This is a genomic window from Ruegeria sp. L12 (genome assembly GCF_056531745.1).
Genome location: NZ_JBQFMH010000010.1, coordinates 35,300 through 54,839, shown reverse-complemented (window position 1 = coordinate 54,839; position 19,540 = coordinate 35,300). Strand labels below are relative to the sequence as shown.

General features: G+C 58.3%; 22 protein-coding genes. 7 read left to right on the top strand and 15 right to left on the bottom strand.

Annotation, left to right across the window (positions count from 1 at the left end; all coding sequences use genetic code 11):
* Positions 1–44: 44 nt before the first annotated feature.
* The 4 genes from ACR0K9_RS15915 to ACR0K9_RS15900 all read right to left on the bottom strand — a co-directional run bounded on the left by ACR0K9_RS15915 (position 45) and on the right by ACR0K9_RS15900 (position 3,994).
* Positions 45–1,427, bottom strand: a complete 1,383-nt coding sequence (locus ACR0K9_RS15915) for an adenylate/guanylate cyclase domain-containing protein (protein ID WP_480824628.1) — start codon at positions 1,425–1,427, stop codon at positions 45–47.
* Between the two features lie 141 nt (positions 1,428–1,568).
* Positions 1,569–2,672, bottom strand: a complete 1,104-nt coding sequence (locus tag ACR0K9_RS15910; protein WP_480824626.1) for a DNA methyltransferase — start codon at positions 2,670–2,672, stop codon at positions 1,569–1,571.
* A 105-nt stretch (positions 2,673–2,777) separates the two neighbouring features.
* Positions 2,778–3,395 carry a ribonuclease HII gene (locus ACR0K9_RS15905; RefSeq protein ID WP_480824624.1) on the bottom strand — a complete coding sequence of 206 codons (618 nt, stop codon included), beginning with the start codon at positions 3,393–3,395 and terminating at the stop codon, positions 2,778–2,780.
* Positions 3,396–3,505: 110 nt separating this feature from the next.
* Positions 3,506–3,994, bottom strand: a complete 489-nt coding sequence (locus ACR0K9_RS15900; RefSeq protein ID WP_480824622.1) for a hypothetical protein — start codon at positions 3,992–3,994, stop codon at positions 3,506–3,508.
* A 176-nt stretch (positions 3,995–4,170) separates the two neighbouring features.
* Here ACR0K9_RS15900 and ACR0K9_RS15895 point away from each other — a divergent pair, with 176 nt between their 5' ends.
* The 3 genes from ACR0K9_RS15895 to ACR0K9_RS15885 all read left to right on the top strand — a co-directional run bounded on the left by ACR0K9_RS15895 (position 4,171) and on the right by ACR0K9_RS15885 (position 6,793).
* Positions 4,171–4,458: a hypothetical protein gene (locus tag ACR0K9_RS15895; RefSeq protein ID WP_480824620.1), complete on the top strand. Its 288-nt coding sequence runs from the start codon at positions 4,171–4,173 to the stop codon at positions 4,456–4,458.
* Positions 4,430–5,131 (top strand): winged helix-turn-helix domain-containing protein, encoded by a 702-nt coding sequence (locus ACR0K9_RS15890; RefSeq protein ID WP_480534396.1) that lies wholly within the window; start codon positions 4,430–4,432, stop codon positions 5,129–5,131. Before ACR0K9_RS15895 ends, ACR0K9_RS15890 begins: the two co-directional genes overlap by 29 nt.
* Positions 5,132–5,221: 90 nt before the next feature.
* Complete coding sequence (locus ACR0K9_RS15885; RefSeq protein WP_480824618.1) at positions 5,222–6,793, top strand: DUF427 domain-containing protein; 1,572 nt, start codon at positions 5,222–5,224, stop codon at positions 6,791–6,793.
* An 18-nt stretch (positions 6,794–6,811) separates the two neighbouring features.
* Here the strand turns inward: ACR0K9_RS15885 and ACR0K9_RS15880 are convergent, their stop codons facing one another.
* The 6 genes from ACR0K9_RS15880 to ACR0K9_RS15855 form a co-directional block, all read right to left on the bottom strand.
* On the bottom strand, positions 6,812–7,555 hold the full coding sequence (locus ACR0K9_RS15880) for a DUF1217 domain-containing protein (protein ID WP_480824616.1): 744 nt from the start codon (positions 7,553–7,555) through the stop codon (positions 6,812–6,814).
* 47 nt (positions 7,556–7,602) lie between these two features.
* The gene (flbT, locus tag ACR0K9_RS15875) at positions 7,603–8,004 is read right to left on the bottom strand and encodes a flagellar biosynthesis repressor FlbT (RefSeq protein WP_480824614.1); all 402 of its coding nucleotides are present in this window, start codon (positions 8,002–8,004) and stop codon (positions 7,603–7,605) included.
* Positions 8,004–8,378, bottom strand: a complete 375-nt coding sequence (gene flaF, locus ACR0K9_RS15870) for a flagellar biosynthesis regulator FlaF (RefSeq protein ID WP_480534404.1) — start codon at positions 8,376–8,378, stop codon at positions 8,004–8,006. The genes flbT and flaF overlap by 1 nt, the downstream gene beginning before the upstream one ends.
* A 75-nt stretch (positions 8,379–8,453) precedes the next feature.
* Positions 8,454–9,704, bottom strand: coding sequence for a flagellin N-terminal helical domain-containing protein (locus ACR0K9_RS15865; RefSeq protein ID WP_480534406.1), 1,251 nt, complete (start codon positions 9,702–9,704; stop codon positions 8,454–8,456).
* A 208-nt stretch (positions 9,705–9,912) separates the two neighbouring features.
* Complete coding sequence (locus ACR0K9_RS15860; RefSeq protein ID WP_480824612.1) at positions 9,913–10,260, bottom strand: flagellar biosynthesis protein FlgN; 348 nt, start codon at positions 10,258–10,260, stop codon at positions 9,913–9,915.
* A complete protein-coding gene (locus ACR0K9_RS15855; RefSeq protein ID WP_480824610.1) occupies positions 10,250–10,525 on the bottom strand; it encodes a rod-binding protein in 276 nt (91 codons plus the stop codon). Before ACR0K9_RS15855 ends, ACR0K9_RS15860 begins: the two co-directional genes overlap by 11 nt.
* A 111-nt stretch (positions 10,526–10,636) precedes the next feature.
* On the opposite strand from ACR0K9_RS15855, the gene ACR0K9_RS15850 reads away from it, so the two are divergent.
* The 3 genes from ACR0K9_RS15850 to ACR0K9_RS15840 are packed head-to-tail and all read left to right on the top strand — an operon-like array spanning position 10,637 to position 13,433.
* On the top strand, positions 10,637–11,848 hold the full coding sequence (locus ACR0K9_RS15850; protein WP_480824609.1) for a flagellar hook-length control protein FliK: 1,212 nt from the start codon (positions 10,637–10,639) through the stop codon (positions 11,846–11,848).
* 3 nt (positions 11,849–11,851) lie between these two features.
* The gene (locus tag ACR0K9_RS15845) at positions 11,852–12,511 is read left to right on the top strand and encodes a flagellar hook capping FlgD N-terminal domain-containing protein (RefSeq protein ID WP_480824608.1); all 660 of its coding nucleotides are present in this window, start codon (positions 11,852–11,854) and stop codon (positions 12,509–12,511) included.
* On the top strand, positions 12,471–13,433 hold the full coding sequence (locus tag ACR0K9_RS15840; protein ID WP_480824606.1) for a phosphotransferase family protein: 963 nt from the start codon (positions 12,471–12,473) through the stop codon (positions 13,431–13,433). Before ACR0K9_RS15845 ends, ACR0K9_RS15840 begins: the two co-directional genes overlap by 41 nt.
* Here ACR0K9_RS15840 and ACR0K9_RS15835 read toward each other — a convergent pair.
* The 5 genes from ACR0K9_RS15835 to ACR0K9_RS15815 all read right to left on the bottom strand — a co-directional run bounded on the left by ACR0K9_RS15835 (position 13,428) and on the right by ACR0K9_RS15815 (position 18,715).
* On the bottom strand, positions 13,428–14,729 hold the full coding sequence (locus tag ACR0K9_RS15835; RefSeq protein ID WP_480824604.1) for an NAD(P)/FAD-dependent oxidoreductase: 1,302 nt from the start codon (positions 14,727–14,729) through the stop codon (positions 13,428–13,430). The two genes, ACR0K9_RS15840 and ACR0K9_RS15835, sit on opposite strands and share 6 nt — an antisense overlap.
* A complete protein-coding gene (locus tag ACR0K9_RS15830; protein ID WP_480534419.1) occupies positions 14,726–15,544 on the bottom strand; it encodes an ABC transporter permease in 819 nt (272 codons plus the stop codon). The genes ACR0K9_RS15835 and ACR0K9_RS15830 overlap by 4 nt, the downstream gene beginning before the upstream one ends.
* Positions 15,541–16,431 carry an ABC transporter permease subunit gene (locus tag ACR0K9_RS15825; protein ID WP_480824602.1) on the bottom strand — a complete coding sequence of 297 codons (891 nt, stop codon included), beginning with the start codon at positions 16,429–16,431 and terminating at the stop codon, positions 15,541–15,543. Before ACR0K9_RS15825 ends, ACR0K9_RS15830 begins: the two co-directional genes overlap by 4 nt.
* Complete coding sequence (locus ACR0K9_RS15820; protein WP_480824600.1) at positions 16,431–17,558, bottom strand: ABC transporter ATP-binding protein; 1,128 nt, start codon at positions 17,556–17,558, stop codon at positions 16,431–16,433. The genes ACR0K9_RS15825 and ACR0K9_RS15820 overlap by 1 nt, the downstream gene beginning before the upstream one ends.
* A 71-nt stretch (positions 17,559–17,629) precedes the next feature.
* Positions 17,630–18,715: a polyamine ABC transporter substrate-binding protein gene (locus ACR0K9_RS15815; RefSeq protein ID WP_480824598.1), complete on the bottom strand. Its 1,086-nt coding sequence runs from the start codon at positions 18,713–18,715 to the stop codon at positions 17,630–17,632.
* Positions 18,716–18,855: 140 nt separating this feature from the next.
* Between ACR0K9_RS15815 and ACR0K9_RS15810 the strand changes: the two genes are divergently transcribed.
* Positions 18,856–19,539, top strand: coding sequence for a GntR family transcriptional regulator (locus ACR0K9_RS15810; RefSeq protein WP_480824596.1), 684 nt, complete (start codon positions 18,856–18,858; stop codon positions 19,537–19,539).
* The last annotated feature ends 1 nt before the right edge of the window (position 19,540 follow it).

Below are 19,540 nucleotides of genomic sequence, written 5' to 3'. Positions count from 1 at the left end.
GTCCGAGCTGCATCTTCGATGCTGCTCTGACGGGCGGGAGCACCTCAGCCCGCCATCACCCAGACATCCATCGGCGCCTCGACCCCGCGCACGGCCTGCTGGCGCCTGGCTTCAAATCCGGCCATTACGTCCGGTGCAGATGGATTCTCTTCCACAACCCGCGCCCGCACGGCATCGCTCACAACGATACGGGCTTTGAAATCCCGGGTCAGCGCCTCAAGCTTGGCGGCGACATTCACCGCATCTCCGATCACCGCAAATTCCAGGCGGTTCGCGCCGATATCCCCCAACACGACTGAACCGTATTGCACCCCGATCCCGACATGGATTTCAGGCTCACCTGTCCGGCGGCGATCGAGGTTCCAGCGATCGATCACCTCGGCCATCGCGCGGGCACAGCCCAACGCGTTGCTCGCATCCATGGGCGTTGGCACCGGCGTGCCGAAGGTGGCCATCAACCCGTCGCCCAGATACTTGTCCAACGTCCCGTGATGACGGAACACCTCGGTCTCCATCCGGGCGTGAAAACCGCGCAAGACCTCGATCACCTCGTAAGGATCGCGCCCTGCCGCGTATTTGGTGAACCCGACAATATCGATGAACAGAACCGCAACATCCTCTTTGCGTATCTGTTTCAATGGCTCGTCGTTCTGGCTCAACTCGTCCACGACATTGGGCGAGAAATAACGCGACAGGTTGGCCCGCTCACGCTCCAACCCTGCGTTGCTCATCAACAGATGATTCAAGCGGCGCATCGAGATGCCGAGTGTGACGGCAACCATGACGAATACGATCACCTGCTGGACACGCAGGGTCGGCATGAAGCTGTTGGGGTCCAGCATCTCGGCCACATCCGGGTAGCCTGACAGAGCTTCCGCGATGCGCTCACTGATCCCCGGAATGGGCGTGGATACCCACCAGGCGATGATCCAGCCCGCTGTCCACATCCCCGCGGTCCAGGTGCCGATGGCAATCACCGTGCGCCAGGAATAGGCCAGCGTACCTGCGGCCAGAATGATGAAGAAATACTGGAAATTGTCGAACCGATACTGCATCGCCAGCGGTCGTACATCGTCGCTGAACGGGTTGGGGACGATCATGCCCAATGTCATGATCAGCAGGTCAACGAAGATCAAAAGCAGTTCGGTCCGGGATTGTCCCACTTCACCTGCACGTCGGATCAGCCAACCATTGGCACAGATCAGAAGCAGGATGAAGTGATACCAGAGCACCTCCCACTGAGGGTTCAGATAGATCAACAGCAACGCAGTCAGCCCCATCGCAACCCAGCGGGCGCGCACAGCCAGTTCCAGCCCTTCGCGCTTGTGCCGTTCCAGCGCGGCCTCGGTATATTTGTTATCCAGATCGAATGTATCAGGCTGCGTGAAGAACAGGCTGCGGGGTCTGCGCACGGTGGTCTCGGTCATGGCCGTGAACTTTCTTGCGACAAATAGGGGCTGCCTCATGCAATCACTGTTGGGGCAAAAACAAAAGACCCCGCCGTAACATCGGCGGGGCAAGGCGTAGTGCCTTGTGTCAGGCCACAGGCACCGGCGGTATTGGTAAAATCAGCTGTGCATCTCGGCCCTGATCTGCTGGCGCAGCACGTCGATGGGTACGGTTTTGCCATCGCGTTTAAAGCACCAGTAAGTCCAGCCGTTACAGGAGGGCGCGTTTTCCAGATGCGCCCCCACCTGATGGATCGAGCCCTTGACGTTGTCGCCCACCAGCGTGCCATCTGCGCGCACCTTGGCCTTGTGGCGCTGGTTCATGGAATACAGCTCTTCACCCGGGCGCAACATGCCGCGTTCGACCAACTGGCCAAAGGGTACGCGTGGCTCGGCACGCTTGCTGGCGCTGACCTCAAGCGCTTCGCGGTCGAACTTGCGGACCTTGGCGATGCGCTTCTCGGCCACCTTGCGATAGCTTTCCTCGCGTTCGATGCCGATGAATTCTCGACCCAGCATCTTGGCGACGGCGCCGGTGGTGCCGGTGCCAAAGAACGGGTCAAGGATCACGTCACCCGGATTGGTGGAACCGATCAGAACCCGATGCAACAGCGATTCCGGCTTCTGCGTCGGATGCGCCTTGTCGCCGTTTTCATCCTTCAGACGCTCATGCCCGGTGCAGATCGGCAGCACCCAGTCGCTGCGCATCTGCACGCCTTCGTTCAATGCCTTCAACGCCTCGTAATTGAACGTGTATTTCGCACCTTCACGCTTGGAGGCCCAGATCATCGTCTCATGCGCGTTGGTGAACCGCTTACCGCGGAAGTTTGGCATCGGGTTCGATTTGCGCCACACCACGTCATTCAGAATCCAATAGCCCGCATCCTGCAGGGCAGACCCCACGCGGAAAATGTTGTGATACGAGCCAATCACCCAGATCGCGCCATTGGGTTTCAGCAACCGATGCGCCGCCTTCAGCCAATCGCGCGTGAACTGGTCATAAGCCCCAAAGCTGGAAAACTGATCCCAGTGATCATCGACCGCATCGACCTGCGAGTTATCGGGCCGGTGCAACTGGCCTTTCAGTTGCAGGTTATACGGGGGGTCTGCAAAGATCAGGTCAACCGATGCCTCCGGCAGACTGTTCATCACCTCGATGCAGTCTCCGGATAGAATCGTGTTTAAAGGGAGCGCGGCTGCGCCCTTTGTCTTGATTGTGGTCATATCACTGCCTCAGTTCCACGGCGCTTTTGCGCTCATTTGGTTGAGACTAGGATGAGTCAAAGACGAATCGCCGTCAATTTCTTTTTTGAATCAGCGACTTACGATTTACTCTTGATACAAGATATTGTGGACGGGTTTGAACGAACGTCTATGGTGTGGGGTCGCGCCAAGATTTCGCAACGCGTCGCGGTGCTGTTTCGTCGGATAACCGGCATTTGCCTCCCATCCATAGCCGGGATGCTGTTGCGCCAAATCCACCATCAGCCGATCGCGCCAGTTCTTGGCCAGGATCGAAGCCGCTGCTATTGACACCGACCGCGCATCGCCTTTGACCACAGCCTCTGCCGATATCATCAGACCGCGAGGAATCAGGTTGCCGTCGATCAGCAGATAATCCGGCGCCGGGTTCAGCGCGGCCACCGCACGCTCCATCGCCAGATGAGAGGCGCGCAGGATGTTGTGCTCATCGATCTCGGCCACGGTGGCCTCGGCAATCACCACATCGGCGCGCGCGCGCAACGCGTCGTCCAGACTGACGCGACGCTTGGCCGTCAGCTTCTTGGAATCATTCAACCCATCGGGGATGTCGTCCGGGTTCAAAACCACCGCTGCGGCAACAACCGGTCCGGCAAGTGGCCCGCGCCCAACCTCGTCCACCCCGGCAATGCGAAGATATCCGCGCGCCTGCAGGGCCTTTTCAAGTTCATAATCAGGTATCGACATCCTCTTGGCAAACCGCGTTTCCGTCACGGGCGCAAGAAAAAAGAAGAGGGCAGCTTGCGCCACCCTCTTCCATGTGGCGCTTCTTTGGCACCACTCCTGCTCGAAACCGATTACTGGTAAACGACACGGTATCCTTTCTGGCGCAGGCAAGTGGGTTCGTAGGCCCGTATTACCGTCTTACCATTCCAGAAACCAACCTTGCACTGGTAGGGCAGGCTATTTGCATGTTTGTAATGCTTCTTAAGGCAATTCGGTCCAAGCAGCGGACGCTTTTTCGAATAGCCGTCAAAGGTGCGCAGGCAGCGCTGCGGCAAATCATAACGCGCAACGCGCTTGGGCAGCGGGCGGACGTGATGTTTGTTCACGGGCTTCCTGACATTGGGATACACGTATTGCGGCTTCGGCTTGTACTGATGCCTGCGCACCTCAACCTGTTTACGATTTTGTTTTTGATAGTGGTTGACCGCCGCCCCGATGATTGCGAGCGCCGCCAACCCGCCGATAACATCCCCGGTATCCGCCGCCCGCGCCTGAGACGCGGAAACCCCGGTGATGGCGATGGCTGTGGCGACGATCAAAGCGATGAATTTACGATGCATGATGCGTGTCCTTTCGGATGATGGGGCTGGCCCGTGACGGACCGCGTATTTGATGCCCCGACAGTGCGGCCACCCCCTTCAGACAAGCAATAACGGCACCCTGTTATCGGATATCACGACCTCAAACCCCCTGAGGTTATTGAATATCCGTACAACCCATGCGCAGGATGCAGCCCATGAAACAGATCCTCTCTTCTCTGGTTCTGACGGCCCTGATATCGGTGGGGTCGCAGGCCATCGCGGCAGACTGCTACGCCGATTACAAAGCCAAAAAGGATGATCCCTTGCGGCTGCATTATGGTGTTATGGAAGTCTCGAACTGCAAAAAGGGGCCGGCCCGGAAAGAGGTCGCGAAGCGGCTGAAGTCAAACGGCTGGACCCTGTTGAATGTCATGTCCGTGTTTGAGGCGGACGGGTTGGATCGAAGGAAGGCCAATGCCGGAAAATTCTATCTCCGTTACTGAAGCGCGTCGCACGGGGGTTCGTCTGGTTGGTCTGGGGATCGCAGCAATTGTAGTGATCCTGGTGACGGCTGCGGTTTTCCTGTTCTGGACACTGCCCGATGCCAACGCCTTCAACGCCCGGGTCGAACGCTTGTTTGTCGAGGCCGACCTGACCTCGCAATCCGAAATCCGGTTGCTTGAGATTCTGGCCCAGTCCGGCACCGCCTTTGCCGACACGCTATCCAGTTATCGCATGGTAATCTTCGTGCTGCTCGTCTTTGCCAGCGCCATGCTGATCGCGGCGCTGATTTTTCTGGTGATGCTCGTCCTGTTCAACCGCCGCATGGCCCAGATCGAGCGGACCGGAATTCAGGTCACATCGCTTCTGATCAGTCGTGAGGAGAACACGGTCTACCTCAACAACATGGACTTCAAACTGACCCCGGCCGCGATGGAGACGCTGTCGGTTCTGGCCGAATCCCGGTTGGATGATGAAGTTCTGTCCGGGGTGCAAATCGAGGCGATGATCTCGGGCAAGAATGCCGCCGATTGCGACGAAGCCGCAGGCGCCACCCGGATCAAACGACTGCGTGATGCCCTGGGCAATCAGATGGTCAGTGAGCTGTTGGTGAAGAACATCGCCAAAAAAGGCTATATGCTGTCGATAGAAAAAGACGTGATTCAGATGGTCTGAGGCCAGAGGGGTGCGGAAATACGGCTCCCGCCCCTTGGAAATCTACCCGCCAAGGCCCATCCTATAGGAACTGGCCAAGGGAGGTTACAGATGAACGTCCACGCCACTCCAGATGTCAAAGGCTATGGGATTTCCGTCGAACCCCTGCAGGGGCGGATCGCGATTTACCGCGGCGATATCCTTTTGGCCGAAAGTCACAATGCCAAGGTGATGTACGAAACACGGCTACCGCCGGCGATATACATCCCGCGCGACGACCTGTGTATTGAGCTTGGCCCCGAGACCGAGTTGCAGACCTTTTGCCCCTTCAAAGGCACCGCAACCTATCACGACATCAGCCTGCCCGAAGAGCGGCTGAACAACTCGATCTGGGCCTATGAGGACGCCTTTCCGGAAAGTGCGGCCATTCAGGGCCATATCGGGTTTATGCCGGATACGGCCACGAGGATCGATCTTGGCGCCAACCAACTGCGCCACCCCGATGACGGCAACATCAGCGGGCCTTTGATTGACTGGCTGATGCGCGGCGCCTCCGAGTTGGATACGCCCGACGGGTTTACCAAAGCGCTGGCTGAGAAAATGCTGGAACATGGCATCGCCATTCAGCGTCTCAGCATTCTGGTCTGGTCGCTGCACCCGCTGATTGCGGGCAAACACTATATCTGGGAAAAGGATGCGGCCGAGATATCGACCCATACCCCGACCTATGAAATCCACGACCATCCGGCCTTTACCAACAGCCCGCTGCGCCACGTCTCGAACGGATTGGGCGGGGTGCGCCAGCGCCTGAACAACGACAACCCGCATAATAGTTTTCCGATCATCGAAGACCTGCGGGCCAAAGGGGCCACGGATTATGTCGCCATGCCGCTGCCCTTTTCGGACGGGCGGATCAACGTTCTGACGTTGACCTGCGATCACCCGGATGGGTTCACCACGGAGAATCTGGGGCTGGTCTTCGAGTGTTCCTCGGTCATCGCCCGGTTTTATGAAGTCTTCATGCAGCGCGAAAATGCGCAGGTTCTGCTGGAGACCTATGTGGGCAAGCGCACGGGCGCGCGGGTACTGGGCGGTGAAATCCGTCGCGGTGATGGAGATGACATTGATGCCGCGATCATGTTCTGCGACCTGCGAAACTCGACAACGCTGGAAGAGCAGCTGGGCCGCAGCCGATATATCACCATTCTGAACTCTTTTTTCGAAACCGTGTCCGGCATCGTGCATGACCATGACGGGGAGGTTCTGAAATTCATCGGCGACGCGGTCCTCGCCGTATTCCCCGCCGGCGACAACCCGGCCCGCGCCCGTGCAAACGCGCAGCAATCAGCGGTCGAAATCGTCGGGAAACTGGCCGCGCTTCGCAATGAAGAGCGGGATCATCATTGCGATTGCTCGATCGGCGTTGCCTATGGTCGGGTGACCTATGGCAATGTCGGCTCGCGTGAGCGTTTGGATTTCACCGTGATCGGGCAGGCCGCCAATGTCGCCGCACGTTTGGGCGAATATGGTAAGACCGTCGGCCATCGGATCGTGGTGTCACAGGATATCGAACCCGCATGTCAGCACGCTGTCCCATTGGGCGCGATAAAACTGCACAACGTGTCGCAACCGGTCGAGTCCTTTGCGCTACGCAGTCCCGCGGATGCCCTATTGGATGCCTGACCGGCGCCGCTGACCGGATCACCCGCCGCCAAGCAGGATCAATGCGGTCTGGGCGGGCGAAATCGTGTTTTGCAGCGCTGCAATCTGGGTCCTCGCCAGGTAGGTATCGGTCAGCGTCTCGACCGCCTCAGCGTCTGAGAATTGGGACAGGTTCGATGATCCGGTGACACGCTGCAGACGGTCTTTGAATACGTCCAACTGCTTGTCGATATCTAGTTGGGCGAAACTTGACGGCAACCCAAGCGTGGTCTCCATCATGCTCCGCAAGGGTGGTGATCCCATCAGGTCAAACCATTTTGTATCTTCGCTGCTGTCGGTCCCTGCGAATTCGGGCAATGCATGCTGGATGTAGAGTGCAATGCGCATGGTATCATCTTGTTGCCCAACCGAGATTTCAAAGCTGGCCACCAGATTGTCCTCGGCAATCTTACGCATGTTGTTAATAAGGTTCGTTTTCGGAACTTCCCCGGGCCCAAACCCGAAGGCATCGGCCATATCGCGGTACCTTTTGTCGGCCAGACGATTGGACAGCGCATCTTCTGCCCGGGTCCCATCGGACAGAACCTTCTGGATGAAATACCGATTGTCCAGATCACCCTCCAGGCCAAAAGCCCCAAGGGCCACCTGCAACAGCCGCCTGTCCGATACCAAGTCTTCAGCGGAACGCATGTTGCCGATGTTTTCGAGAAAGTACTTCGTATCCCTCTCATTCACCGCGGAAGCAGAGTAGCTTTCAAGCTGCGCCTCGTAGGTGCGCTGCAAAAAGCGCCACCCAACGACCCCTTCTGTTGGCACGACCGGCTGAAAGATCATTGTTGATACGCCATCAGTCGTTCTTCGCGCGGCAGCAAAGAGCGAAGCGACTTGAGACACCTATAATATTGCTCGGACACCAGTGCTTCGGTCGCATCTGCCAGCACACGACGGCTGTCGGTGTCGGTAAACACCTGGCTCAACTCTTCAACCCGGCGCAGCAGCCGCTGGCGCGCCTGATCGGGTTCACTGTCACCGGACAACACCAACTGCGCGGCATAGCAGACGCGGCGTACCGGGGTGTTGGCCTCTTCCGGGTGAATCGCATCCCGCAAACGCAAGACATTGGCCTCAGGTGTCATGATCGAGAACCGGCTGCGGCGATCACCGTTTTCGATCACCACCCCGTTGATCAGAACGCGTTCCTTCGGGGCAAGTTTCAGAACCAGACCGCTCATCAGCTGCCCCTCATCTGGCGCAGCCCGCGCAGCACGGCCATGTTGATCTCGAGCAAGGGTTCCACCCCTGCCTTGTTCCCCAGAACCTGACTGCTGTGATGTTCGGTGAATTCCGCCAGATAGAATATCCGTGCGCGCAGTTCATTCGGCAGCGCATTGTCCGTGTCTGAAACACCGGTCGCCAACACGGTCCACAAACGCCGGTTTTCATGCAAAGCCTGAACAAAACCGCTAAAATCCGCGCCCTTGCGCGATGCCGCCGCCTTCAGGCGATGCGTGATCTTTGATATCGCCTCGTATTCCGTATCCCGAGGGGTGCGGGTTGGTGCTGCTGATTGCGCGTAGGCATGTTGGGCGAGCATTTGCGGGGTCACTTGAAATCCTTCCAATTGTCCTTCTGGGGCGATCAGATCCGGGGCGCGTCAAGCGCGCCCCGGATAGGTTCCGGGTTAACGGAACAGCGACAGGATGGATTGCGGCGCCTGGTTCGCAATCGACAGCGATTGCGTCGCCAATTGCTGCTGCACCTGCAGCGCCTGCAAACGGGCCGATGTCTCTTCCATATCGGCGTCAACCAGAGAGCCGATGCCGGATTTGAACGAGTCGGTCAGTTTCGACACAAAGTCCTGCTGCGTTTCGATCCGACCCTGCACCGAACCAAATGCCGCGGCCGCGTCGATCGAAGTGTCGATCAGCGTTTCAATGGTGCCCAGCGCAGCGGCTGCACCGGCATCCGAGGATACGTCGATCGAGCTCAGCGCGCCAAGACCACCCGAACCGGCATTGGTGAACTGTGCCGAGATCGAAATGTCCTGATCCGCGTCAGCACCCGCAGCGGCGGTACCGGTGGCAAACGAGATGGTATTCGGTGCGCCGGAAGAGTCATAGTCAGCCGCAAGGCCAGTGATCCCAAGCGCATCAATCTGGTTCTTGAGACCGACCGCAACCAGCGCATCGGTGTAGTTTTCATCATACGTGCCGGACGGGTCCAGGTCGCTGTCCTGAATGGTGTAGGACACCTCTTGATCACCAACCCGGATCGACACGCTGTCACCCACCTCGAAGTTGTCGGTGGAGCTGTCGATGACGATGTCCCCGGTGCCTGTAGTGCGGTTCAGAGTGAATCCGGCGACATCGTTGTCCGTTGTCGCGTTGTCCGACCCGGCAAGGACGCCTTTCGCGGTATAGCCGCCAATGGACAGATCCTGGCTGGCAACAGAAATCGACGACGCGTTCACCGCACCCGTGTTGTCGCGATCCAACGAGGACAGGACCGAGACGGTACCCGCGGTGCCATCAACCAGGTTCAGACCATTGAACTGCGCAGCGCCAACAACAGATGCGATCTGGTCGCGAAGCGCAGTAACGTCATCGTTGATCTTGGACCGGTCAACGTTGTCTTCCTGCGCCGCAACGATCTTTTCCTTCATCTGCGTCAACAGGTCGGTCACGGTTTCCGAGGCGTTTCGTGCAACCGCAACGGTCGATTCACCCAGTGCAAGGCTGTCCTTGATGGCCTTGAAGCCCTTGACGTCCGACTCCATGACTTTGGAAATCGCCCAAACGGCCGAGTTATCCTTGGCGGTCGCGACATCCTTACCGGTCGAGATCGCGTTCTGGGTCATTTCCAGGTTCTTGTTGACTGACTTCAGGGTTTGCAGCGCAACCATCGCGCCATTGTTCGTCAGAATGCTGGACATATTTGTCATCCTTTTTATGTTCGGGCGCGTTTCGCGCCGCTGCTTTCCCGCCTCATCGGCAGGCATTCTGTCGTTCTGACCTGTGCGTCGTGCCCTGCGGCCTGCGCGCCACCTGCTGATCAGGTGCAACGCCACCTTTGACCGTGATCCCCTAACGGAGTGCTAAGACACCCATCCCCAAAACCTAGGATTTGAATCAAACCGGTTCTTACGCGCGTTTCTCCAGCTTCGCACGGGCGCGAACGGCGAATCCGTTACGCTGACCCGAAGCGTCGTAAGTGCTGAATTCCTGCCGCACGCGCCGCAATTCATACATCCGGTCTGCCACCGCGCGAATCCCCTCAGCTGCACTGTTGAGAAGGGCCTGATTGCGCTCGACCTTCTTCTGGACCCGGATCAGGTCTTCGGTTTCGAAAATTTTCAGATCGTTGATGACACCGATCAGTTGCTCCTTTTCGGGCGTCAACTGGTCCAGTGCGTCCAGATTCCCTTGCGCCAACGCGGCGCGCTCAGTCTCCAACAGGTCTTCGAGTGCCTTGATCGGGTCATTGCCCATCCGTTTTCTCCATCATTGCGTTGAACAGAATCTCGGACAGGCCGATGCCACCGGACCGCGCCATTTGTTGTGCTTGCTGCTGAACAAGGAACGAGGCGAATTGATCCTCTCCGGCACCGCCACCAAAGCTCTGGCGCGCTTCGCCCAGACCCGCCGATTTCAGCATCTCAGCCAGAAATGCCGCCTCAAGCTCAAGAGATGCAGCCCTGAGTTTTTGCGAAATCGCCGTGTTTCCCACCTTGGGTGCGGTCACTGGAATCGTCATCGGATTCTCCGAAAATTGCTTCGAACTTTCCCGATCAAAGAGGAAAGCGGTTAAAATAAACGTAACTTCCTGAGGGCAAGCTGCCGAACAGATAAACGGAGTCGCAGCCACATGCCCAACCCGCTGACCCTGATTACAACCGCATCCTCAAGCGGTGCCAAACCGGATACCCCCCCGGGGAAAGATGCCGAGTCGAAAAGTGGCTTCGCTTTTGAGAAAGCGATGGAAGAAGAGGCCAGGTTGAAGGATGTGGACAAGGAAGCCGAGATCACGGTCACAGATCAGGTTGCGCTTCCCGATCCGTCTGACGTCGACGTCCAAGAAGCCGCACGCCCTTCCGATCCTCAGGCGCGCGCTGAAGAGAATACGGACCAGCCAGAGATTGGGTTGATTCGAACACCCGACGTGCCGGTTGGCGTTGAAGTCGAACATTCTGAGCGGGTCCCCGATAGGGCTCTGCCCAGTGAATCGGTACACGCACGTTCACAGCTTGCTTCAACGCAGGACGCCACTGTTTTGCTGCCAGATCAACCGAAAGCGGCGTCGCAGGCGGACGGATCAAAGCCCGCCGAACCCGTCGAAATTGATGTCACAAGACACCAACCGAAGGCAGAACATAGCGTAGCAGCGCAGCCTCAGAATGTTGTCTCGGTCATGGAAGCAATCACCCGGAATCGTCAGCAAGAGCCTTTACTCAAGGCACGTATCGCTGAGCCCACGGCATTGCCCGCGAACCAGCCGATGCATGCTGCAACGCCGTCCACTTCCGTCCCCGTTCCGCAGGTGGCCTTGCCCAAGTTGAAAGGAGCAGAAGAATCCGTTGTTCCGGGGGCTGACCTCCTCGATCTTCCACCTTTGCGCGAGGCTGCGGCCTCTCACGCATTGCGCGATAGCACTCCCGCCATGCCCCCGCCTCCCGCGCGGGCCGAGACCGCCCGAGCGATTGCCAGTCAGATGGCGGCGGTCATATCCGCAAAACCCGGCGCAGGCGGGGTGGAAATCGCGCTGAACCCCGAAGAACTTGGGCGCGTCTCGATCACGCTGAATGGCCGCGACGACGGGATGCATATGATGATCATGGCCGAACGGCCGGAAACGATCGACCTTATGCGCCGCCATATCGCGATTCTATCAGCCGAGTTCGAAAAGCTGGGATATGGCGGGTTATCTCTGGATTTCGGATCGTCCGGCGACACCCCGACCGAGCGCGAACAGCCGGATTCTGAGCCGTTTTTCAATACAACCGAACCCGCAAGCGGCAGTGATTCGATCACGCGCCCGTTACAGATTGGCCCCGATCGGGGCCTGGATATGAGAGTCTGACCCATGATCCCAGCCCTAAACGCGACAACCACCTCTCCGGCAGCGACCGGAACCCCCTCGCAAAACTCTACGCTGACGTCGGATTTCGAGACTTTTCTGCGTATGTTGACGGCACAAGCGCGCAATCAGGACCCGCTGGAGCCGCTGGGCTCTTCAGAATACGCCTCGCAATTGGCCCAGTTTTCGATGGTGGAACAACAAGTCAAAGCGAATGAGCTTTTGTCGGCGCTGGCCCAGTCGCTGGGATCCGTCAATCTGGAACAACTCGGCAGTTGGGTCGGAATGGATGTACAGACGACCGCCCAGTTTCGATTTGAGGCCGCACCCGTCACACTTTCGGCGCAGGCCGAGGCCACAGCGGATCGTGCAGAGTTGGTCATCCAGGACGGACAGGGCGCGGTGGTCGACCGTGTCTCTGTCCCGCTCGACCGGTCCGAGTTCGTATGGGCCGGTGTGGACAGCGCTGGAAACCCCTTCCCGGCGGGCAATTACTCGGCCGCGCTCGAAAGCTTCAAAGACGGACGAAGGCTCAGCAGCACCCCCGCCGCCGCCTTCAGCCGGGTGGTCGAAGCCCAGATCAACGACGGCGGCATCATGTTGAAACTGGACAGCGGTGCCGAGGTTGCAGTCGAAACGGTTTCGCAAATCCGCACAGGCGCTTGATCTGATCCTTCGGGCGCGCCAAAGCTGGGCGCACCGCGATTCGCCCGAAGAACTGGTAAAGCTCCTGTCTGATCACGCCGCCCCACCATCCGAGCTTGTGAATCAGCTCATCGCCCGCAAGCTGATCGAGCCGGATGACCGGTTCGAAGTGCTTTATGGTGGGCGCACCAATCAGGTTTGGAAAGTGTTGTCCGGTGACACCGGTGCGGTGCTCAAGCTTTATCGCGCGCAGTTCCGCAATCCGCTTTTTCGCAATGATGCGAAGCTCGAGGCCGCCTGCCTGCAAGCGCTCGGGGATACCGGGTTCGTTCCAAAACTGCGGGCCACCGGTGCGTTCGGACCGTCAAACTGGGTCTATTATGACCACGCCCCGGGCTCTCCGTGGCGTGATGGAGTCGAAGGGGTTGCTCGATTGCTGCAGCACCTGCACCAGCGATCTGTCAAACTGGACGCTCCGCCGGGCTGTAATGGAAGCGACGATCTGGATCGGCATGCTCAACAAATACTGGCCCTGTGCCTCTCAGACAAGGCGGACCGATTGCGGGCCATGCGCCCTTGGCAAGACGTCGCCCCCCTGCCCAAACGATCTCTGATCCATGGTGACCCGGTCGCTGGCAATATTCTGCAAGCCGATAGCTGCATGACCCTGATCGACTGGCAATGCCCCGCCTGGGGTGACCCGTGCGAGGATCTGGCCATGTTTCTGTCACCCGCGATGCAGCAGCTATATCGCGGGGCACCTCTGGCACCGACGGAAGAGGCGCAGTTCCTTGCGGCCTACGGCGACCCGCACATCACACGGCGTTATCGCACACTGCAACCTTGGTACGCCTGGCGCATGGCGGCCTATTGCCTTTGGCGCGCCGAGAACGGAGCCCCGGATTACGCCAAAGGATACGAACTGGAAATCGCAACTTTATAGATCTGCCAGCCCCAACAGTGCATAGGCCGGCGGCATCACCGCACGGCGCCATCGACCGAAGGGAAAGCGACGGGGAATACTGGCCATCGGACCGGGCAAACCGGGCTCCTGCCCCAAAACCATCCGGGCCAACGCGCGCCCGCAATAGGTGCCCATAGCGACGCCATTGCCGTGATAGGCAAATCCGGCGTAAAGCCCGGAATGCCCCGGCACAGGCCCAACAAAGGGGACGAGATCGCGGGACAGGCACACCATGCCGGACCACACATGCGTGGCCTCGACGCCTGCCCAAGCCGGAAACATCTTTCTGAAATCGCGCAACAGCTTTTGTCGGATAGCCGCTTCGGCCCTAGGAGAAGAAAGCAACCCGCCACGCATTCCAAACAAGAAACGCCGATCCGGCATCAGGCGGAAATAATGCAGCAAATTGCGCGTGTCATAGGCCATCTGGCCCGAAGTCCAACCCTGAGCCTGCAACTCCGCCCCGGACAGGGCGCGCGTCACCATCACCGTGGATTGCGCAGGCATATAGCGCGCAGCCATCCAGGGCGGCAGGTCGTCGCTGGAATACCCGTTGGTGCAGATCAGCACGCTGGCGGCACGCACGACACCGGATCGGGTCGTCAGGTGATGACCGTTTGCGGTTTTCTCAATGCGCAGGACCGGGCTGTGTTGATACAGGTTTGCACCGGCCTGATGCGCCGCCGCCGCCAGACCGAATAGGTATTTCCGCGGGTTGAGGCCAAAGCTGACCGGGCTGGTGTAACCGCCGAAAAACCGCCCCCCGAGACCGAGAGCCGTCAGTTCATCCCGCTCGTGCAACTGACCGGTCCCGTCATCTTCACGCCGCAACTTCTCCATCGCGCGAGGCGAATGGGCCAGACGGGTTTCGCCGTTGGAATGCGTATCGGCCTCAATATCAAGGCGCGACAACAGGTCAGCCACCAGTGACACGGCGTCTGTTTCCGCTTGGTGATAGGCCTGCGCTTCGGTGGCTCCGTACCGGCGGGACAAGGCCGCGTTACTCAGCTTCGAACCGCCTAAGCAGCAAAACCCGCCATTACGACCCGAAGCGCCCCAACCGGGTGTTTCTGCTTCGAGAACGGCGACCGAGACGCCTGCTTCGGCCAGATGCAATGCCGCCGAAAGACCGGTGAAACCGCCGCCGATGATTGCGACATCGACGCCAAGATCACGATCCAGGACGGGCCAGGACGGGGCAGCAATCGTTTCATCCCACCAACACCCCGCACGTGGCGCGGGGCCATAGGCATATTCCGGAAATACCCGTTTCATTCAGCCCGCGCAGCGGCCATTTCTTCCTGCTTTTGACGCATCATCGCCCGTTTCGTTACCAGTGAGGCGGTGATGACCCCTACCGTGACGACCGCGATCATCAGCGTCGACAGCGCATTGATCTCTGGGCTGACACCCAACCGAACCGCCGAGAATATCTTGATCGGCAGGGTCGTCGCCGAAGGTCCCGAGGTGAAGGACGCGATCACCAGATCGTCCAGCGACAGGGTGAAGGCCAGCAACCAGCCCGAAATCACCGCTGGCGCAATGATCGGCAGCGTGACCAGCCGGAACGCCTGTGCTGGTGAGCAACCCAGATCCAGCGCCGCTTCTTCCAGCGATTGATCGAATGTCACGAGGCGCGAGGATACGACGACCGAGACAAAGCACATCGAAAAGGTGGTATGCGCCAGCACGATGGTCAGAATGCCCCGGTCAAGCCCGATACCGATGAACAGCAACAGCAGGGACAGACCGGTGATCACCTCGGGCATCACCAGCGGGGCGTAGATCATGCCGGAAAACAACGTCCGACCAAAGAACCGCCCGCCGCGGACCAGAACATAGGCTGCTGCCGTGCCCAGAATGGTAGCCAGAGTCGATGAAAACACCGCCACCCGTATGGTGACCCATGCCGCATCAAGGAAAGCCTGATTCTGCACCAATTCTCCGTACCATTTGGTCGAAAATCCGGCCCAGACCGTCACCAGCTTGCTTTCATTGAAGCTGAAAATGATCAGGATGATCATCGGGATATAGAGGAACGCAAAGCCCAGCGTCAGCGAGACCGCGTTGAACCAACTCAGCCTGTTCATTGATCCGCCTCCGCCTGTTTCTGCTGATTGCGCTGAAACAGCACAATCGGAATGACGAGGATCAGCAGCAGCACGACGGCCACGGCGCTGGCCACTGGCCAGTCGCGGTTCGAGAAGAACTCTTCCCACAACACCTTACCGATCATCAGCGTGCCCGAGCCGCCGAGCAGCGAGGGGATCACGAATTCGCCGATCACCGGGATCATCACCAGAAAACAACCCGCGATGATACCGGGGCGCGACAGCGGGATGGTGATCAGCCAGAAGGCCATCAGGCGGGAACAACCCAGATCCTCGGCCGCTTCGATCAGCGATCCATCCATCCGCTCGAGCGCCGAGTAGATCGGCAGGATCATGAAAGGCAGATAGGTATAAACAATGCCGATATAGACTGCGGTATTTGTGTTCAGGATGGTCAGCGGGGTCGAGATAATGCCGGTCCACAGCAGGATCTGGTTCAGATATCCTTCGTTGCTGAGGATACCCATCCACGCATAGACACGGATCAGGAACGAGGTCCAGAATGGCAGGATCACCAGCATCATCAGCGTGGGCCGCCACTCTTCCGGTGCACGCGCCATCGCGTAGGCGATGGGATAGCCGACCAGAAGGGTCAGAATGGTTGAAATCAGGGCGATCTTGACGCTGGACAGATAGGCCTTCCAATACAGATCATCTTCGGTCAACCAGACGAAATTCTCCAGATCAAGCTGGCTGAAGAACTCTTTGACCCCTGCCCAGCCCGCAGACAAATCCAGTGTCGGGGTGTAGGGCGGGATCGCCAGAGCGGTGTCCGACAGCGATATCTTGAGCACGATCAGAAACGGCACCAGAAACAGTGCCAGCAGCCAGACGTAGGGAATGGCAATCAGGACGGCGCGGCGCATCAGTTTTGCAGCAGAACCGCGGCGGTGGCCGTCCAGGACAGCCAGACCGGGTCTTCCCAGGTAAAGGACCGGCGCGAGATACGACGGGTATTCGCCGTTTGCGCCTTGATGATCGTGCCATTGGGCAATTCGACATGATAGGTGGACAGATTGCCCAGATAGGCGATGTCATGCACCTTGCCCTGAATGGCGTTGATTGCATCCGCCGGGCGCTCGGCGGATATGGCCACCTTCTCGGGCCGGATGGCCAGATGGCAGCCTTGACCATTTGTCAGGCTGGTTGCAGAGGTCGCCGTCAGCGGCGGTTGCCCCTCGGCCCAGTCGATCTGATAACTCTCATCGCCCTGCGCGGTTGCGCGGCCTTCGATGATATTCACATCTCCAATGAAATCAGCGACGTAGACCGAGTTTGGGGTTTCATAGATTCGGTCCGGCGTCGCCACCTGCATCAGTTTGCCCTGATCCATGACGGCCACGCGGCTTGCGACGGTCATGGCCTCTTCCTGATCATGGGTTACGATCACGAAGGTGGTGCCGGTCTTTTCCTGAATGTCCATCAATTCGAACTGCGTATCCTGCCGCAGTTTCTTGTCCAACGCTCCCAGCGGCTCATCCAGCAACAGCAGTTTCGGCGCCTTGGCCAGAGACCGGGCCAGTGCCACACGCTGTCTCTGCCCGCCCGAAATCTGGTGGGGCTTGCGCCGGGCGAATTGTTCAAGCCGGGTCAGGCGCAGCATCTCTTCAACCCGGTCGTTGAGGTCCTGTTTGGGCATGTTATCGCGGCGCAGACCAAAGGCGATGTTTTCCCAGATGCTCAGATGAGGGAACAACGCGTAGGACTGGAACATCATGTTCACCGCACGCTTGTTCGGCGGAATCGGATCGATATCCTGCCCGCCCAAAAGGATATGACCCTCGGTCGGGGTTTCAAACCCGGCGAGCATTCGCATCATCGTGGTCTTGCCACAGCCCGACGGGCCGAGCAGGGCAAAAAATTCTCGTTCGTAGATATCCAGCGACAGATTGTCGATTGCGGTGAACGCGCCAAAGCGCTTGGTCACGTTCTGGAACTGGATCAGAGGTTTCGCCTGCGGGTCATCCCACGGCTCAAAAACGTCAGAGTTCAAAGCGGCCCCCGTTTGTCGGACTGGACAGAAATACGCGCAAGACGGTGCGTCCGCCTTGCGCTGTCGTCAGATCAGGTGCCTGATTTCACTTTGGTCCACAGTCGGGTCACGACCCGCTGCGTCTTTGGCGGATAAGGCGTGGTGATATAGGTGTTCGCCATGGTCGCCGCGTCCGGATAAATTGCCGGGTCGCCGATCACGTCTTCCTCAAGAAACTCTTGCGAGGCCTTGTTGCCATTGGCGTAGTACACATAATTCGACGCAGCAGCCATGTTGTTGGCATCCATGATGAAATTCAGGAACTGATGCGCCCCTTCCGGGTTCGGCGCATCCGCAGGAATTGCCATCTGGTCGAACCACATCAAAGAGCCCTCGGCAAACGGATGATATTCAATCTCCACGCCGTTATCCGCTTCGGCCGCACGATCGCGGGCCTGCAGAATGTCACCGGACCATCCGACCGCCACACAGATATCACCGTTTGCCAGAGCGTTGATGTATTCCGAACTGTGGAATTTCTGGATGTGCGGACGCACAGCTGTCAGCACCTCTTCGGTTTTGGCAATCACATCCTTGTCGTGGCTGTCCGGGTTCTCACCGATGTACTGCAATACCATCGGGATGATCTCGGATGGTGCGTCCAGGAAATGCACACCGCAGGCAGCCAGCTTTTCCATATTCTCGGGCTTCAGAACCAGGTCCATGCTGTTCAGCGCAGCATCATCGCCCAGCACCTCTTTGACCTTGTCGACATTCACTCCAAGACCTGTAGTGCCCCACATATAGTTGATCGAATAGGCATTGTCCGGGTCATAACCAACTGTGCGCTCCTGAATGACGTCCCACAGGTTACCAGCGTTGGTCAGCGCCGACTGGTCCAGTTGCTGAAAAGCTCCGGCCTGAATTTGACGCTGCAGGAATGTGCCCGATGGCACCACAACATCATAACCCGACCCGCCGGCCAGCATCTTGGTCTCCAGAACCTCATTGCTGTCGAACACGTCGTAGATCAGGGTCAGCCCTGTTTCTTCTTCGAATTTGGTCAGCAGCTCTTCGTCGATATAGTCTGACCAGTTGTAGACACGCACTTCCTCAGCAAATGCCGCCGTTGTCCCCAATGCGACGATCGCTGTCATCCCCAGCGTTTTCAGTTTCATAGTTCTCTCCCTGAAAGTATGCGGCTATTTTCCCGTTTTTTTGGATTTGATCAAGTTTTGCGTTTTATCCCCGTCTGACTTATAGTCTCAGCAGGCAAATATTGTGGCAAGTCGCAGGCACGCGGATCGGGGCAAACCTTTTGGATTTGATCAAAAATAAAGCAAATGCAGTTCCATCAGACAGCGAAAAGCGCCCGGCGCATGAGCAGGTCTATCACACCCTAAAATCACAGATCCTGTTTGGCGACATGGTACCCGGACAGCCGGTTACGATCCAGGGACTCACTGATTCGCTGGGCGTCGGCATGACCCCGGTACGCGAGGCGATCAGGCGGTTGATCTCGGACGGGGCATTGATCTTCCAGGGCAATCGGCGCGTCAGTGTCCCGCTGCTGACCTCGGGTGATATCGAGCAGATGATATTCGCCAGAATCTCAATAGAAACAGAGCTTTCCAGACGTGCGGCCGACAAGATTCCCACGGCAGAGATCGACCAACTGGAACGCATAGACCAACGGTTGGACCGCATGATCGCAGATGGCGATGTCGGCGGGTATCTCCGGCTGAATCACGCATTTCACCAGGCGCTTTATGGTCATGCCGAGGCCCCGATCCTTGTCGATCTGGCGGAACGGCTATGGCTTCGATTCGGGCCTTCCTTGCGCATCGTGTGCGGACGTTTCGGAACGCAGAGCCTGCCGGACAGGCACAAGGACATCATCACTGCGCTGCGTGAACGCAATGCGGAACAAGCCGCTATTGCGACCGCGCAGGACATCGAACAAGGCATGATGATGATGGGGGATGCCCTGAAATCCGTTTAGA